The 3,083-nt window shown below is 53.3% G+C and carries 2 protein-coding genes and 1 pseudogene; 2 read left to right on the top strand and 1 reads right to left on the bottom strand.

All coding sequences use genetic code 11. The features are described 5' to 3' along the window. A pseudogene (locus tag H5U36_09815) lies at positions 1 to 949 on the top strand (RluA family pseudouridine synthase). On the opposite strand, the gene H5U36_09810 reads toward H5U36_09815, so the two are convergent. Beyond that, positions 857 to 2,497, bottom strand: a complete 1,641-nt coding sequence (locus tag H5U36_09810) for an NFACT family protein (GenBank protein ID MBC7218402.1) — start codon at positions 2,495 to 2,497, stop codon at positions 857 to 859. The pseudogene H5U36_09815 and the gene H5U36_09810 overlap by 93 nt on opposite strands. A gap of 74 nt (positions 2,498 to 2,571) precedes the next feature. Between H5U36_09810 and H5U36_09805 the strand changes: the two genes are divergently transcribed. After that, positions 2,572 to 3,083 (top strand): YicC family protein (locus tag H5U36_09805; protein ID MBC7218401.1); only part of this gene is annotated, 512 nt, incomplete at its 3' end.

Raw genomic sequence — 3,083 nt, 5'->3', positions numbered from 1 at the left:
GATTCAAGCGAGTTGATGTATGGCTCCGAGAACATTTCCCCCAGCTTTCTCGATCCTTTCTTGCTCGAATGGTTAGGGAAGGACGTGTTCGTCTGAACAGAATCGTTTTGCGCAAACCCAGCACCCTCGTTCGCCCCGGCGATCTCCTCGAGATTCTCTGGCCCCAGGATAGTGACCTTCCCGTCCTTGCGGAACCTCTCCCCGTTGACATCCTTTACGAGGACGATCATGTACTGCTTCTCAACAAAAGCCCCCATGTAGCCGTGCACCCGGTTTCCCCTCTCCAGACGGGAACCCTGGTGAATGCCCTTACGTACCTTCGTGTTCCCCTTTCTCGGTACGGTGCTCCTCTGCGTCCGGGCATTGTTCATCGCCTTGATAAAGAAACCTCAGGGGTGATGGTGGTAGCAAAATCAGATTTTGCGTACCTCAAGCTCGTGCAGGCCTTCAAAAACAGAGAGGTGCTCAAGGAGTACCTGGCAGTCGTGGAAGGAGAGGTACACGAGGAATCGGTCATTTCCCTCTCTTTGGGACGAGACAGAAAAAACCCCCTGCGGATGACGGTTCAAAAGGAGGGGAGTTTTGCGGTAACCGAGGTTGTCCCTCTTGTAGCTCGGGATGGATTCTCCCTTCTTCTTGTCAGGCCCCGGACCGGTCGAACGCATCAAATACGGGTTCACCTGAGCGCCTTGGGCACTCCCATTGCTGGAGATAAGCTCTACGGAAGCCGGAAGGGTCAGGAATTCTTCAATCGCTGCGCCCTCCATGCCTTTACCCTTTCTTTTCGACACCCGGCTTCGGGAAGATGGATGACTTTTGCTGCCTCCCTTCCTCCGGATATGCGGGAATTTATCCTTCATACTTTTTGGAGGTCTTGAGGGTACTCGGGAGCAACGCGAAACGTTTCCTCGTTCCGGTAAAGGGTTTTTCCGTCCTTTGCCGGAAGTAGCCGAAGGTACTTCACTTGGGTGCAGACGACATCGACTTTTCCTTCAAGGCGTCCTGAGGAAAAGTAGGCAGCCACCCGGGCTGCCCTCTCGAGATCCTCCTCAACGGTCTCAGGAGAGTAGGCTTTTACAACGACGTGAGCTCCTGGAAAATCCCGGGCATGGAGCCAGTAGTCGTTTCGGGAGGCAATACGTACAAGGAGGCGGTTCGCTTTGGCGTTTTTCCCTACCCATATCTCGTTTCCTGAGGGTGTCTTGAAGCGAAGAATGCTCTCCTCAGGCTTTGAGGATTCCGTGCCCTGAGGAGTATGGGAATCTTCAGGGTTTTCGAGAAGAATTTTTATTTTCTCCAGCCGGGCCTCGAGTTCTCTGTACTTTTCAAGGAGCCGTGTCCTCCGTTCCCGCATTTTGCGGTACCGCCTGAAGTACTCCTGCATGTTCTCACTGAGTGAACGTGACGGAGAGAGGGCGATGAAAATCTCCTCAAAAGAGGGTGCAAAAGGATTCCGAACTCGTATTCCTTCTTCCGTTCTTTCGAGGACTTCAAGCTGAGGAAGCATTTTGAGGAGTTCCCCCTTGAGGCGTAAGAGTTCTATTTCCCCTTCTTGGGGGAGGAGAGCTTCGATTTTTCGCATTTCTTCGATGACAAAGTCCAGGTCCTCTTGGAGTTTCTTCTCTTGTCGCTTTCGCGAGACAACCTCAAGGAGGTACTCGCGAAAGGCAAGAAGAAGAAAGGTCACTGCCTCGTTGAGGAGGCGAAAGGAGTACAGGTGGGAGGAGGAAAGGAGAGATATCTCTTCCCAGAAAACCCCGAGGGGTTTGCCATCATCTGTGAGGAAGGCAAGAAAGGAGCAATCTCCGTGCAAAGGCTTGACAATTCTCTGGAAGGCTTCTTGCTCACCCAGGCGTTCGGCAAGTTCCGCAAAAGCCCCACTGAGAAAAGGACCAAAACCGTCGATGGAACGCATGCACCACTGAGATAGGTCCTGTGTCTTGGGGAAAGTGGGGTTACGGGAGAATTCCAGGGGGTCAATTCTTTCACGCTGCGGCGGAGGGGTGTAGGGGATGTTGGGGAGGATGCTTCGGAAGCGGTTCTCTTCAGGGGGAACAGGGCGTAAGACCCCAAGGATTGTTCTCTGAGTGTCGTTTCTTGTGAGAATGAGATTTGCGTTTCGGCCGGTGACCTCAAGAATGAGCACGAACTCCGTTTCCTTTTCCCAGAGGCTTGGGTTGTGGATGACCATCTCGGCAACCCGGTCCCAACCCACTTGTTGCAGAGAGAGGATTTTCCCCCCCACGAGGTACTTGTGGAGGAGCTTTTGCCATGGGGTTTTGGGTGGGTCACCCTTTTCGGAGGAGGGGAGAAGAGCAAAAGCGCTGAACTCCGGGTGGGTGCTGACAAGGAGGCTCTGAGGTCCTGAAGCTCCAGAGAGTTCAAGGCTCGTCTCCCAGGGAGACGGGAAAGTCACCTTCTGGATTTTCCGACCCACGATTTCTCCCTGGATTTCCAGAATAAGGCGGCGCAGGGCAAGACCCTCTAAAGTTTTCATCGTTCCTCGTTGACACTTTTACCCGGTTTCCAATAATATAGTGGCAAGTTTCCTCCCTGTAAAGGAGAGCCCCTATGCGGAGCATGACCGGATTTGGATACGCTGAGGGAAAAGGAGCCTTGGGGACATACCGAGTGTACGTAAAGAGCGTGAACCATCGTTTCCTTGAGGTTGCCCTTCGCCTTCCTCGGGAGCTCTTGCTTTGGGAAGAGAAGGTCAACCAAGTGGTGCGTCAGTACGTATCCAGGGGAAAAGTGGAACTGCGAGTGGATTTTGAGCCAACCGAGGGAGCCTTAAGTGTTTCCGTGAATACTGCCCTTGCCCGGGCATACCTTGAGGCTTTGAGGAAGCTTGCCGATGCGCTTTCCCTCCCTTTTGAACCCAGGGTGGAGTGGTTCCTCGATATTGGGGATATCGTAGCGCTCCAAGAGGATGAGGGAGTGTGGCTTGAGGAATGGGAGAAATTTTCCCCGATTCTTGTAGAGGCGCTCCAGTCGTTCCTTGCCTATCGGCAGGAAGAGGGAGCAAAGCTTTCTGCGGATTTGCAAGCACGGCTTGCCGAGGCAGAAGAAAAGGTTCAGGCTAT

It is taken from the genome of Candidatus Caldatribacterium sp. (genome assembly GCA_014359405.1).
In the GTDB taxonomy this organism is placed as follows: Bacteria; Atribacterota; Atribacteria; order Atribacterales; family Caldatribacteriaceae; genus Caldatribacterium; species Caldatribacterium oleiphilum.
Note: the sequence above shows the minus strand (reverse complement) of the source record. Positions and strands in the feature narration are given on the sequence as shown.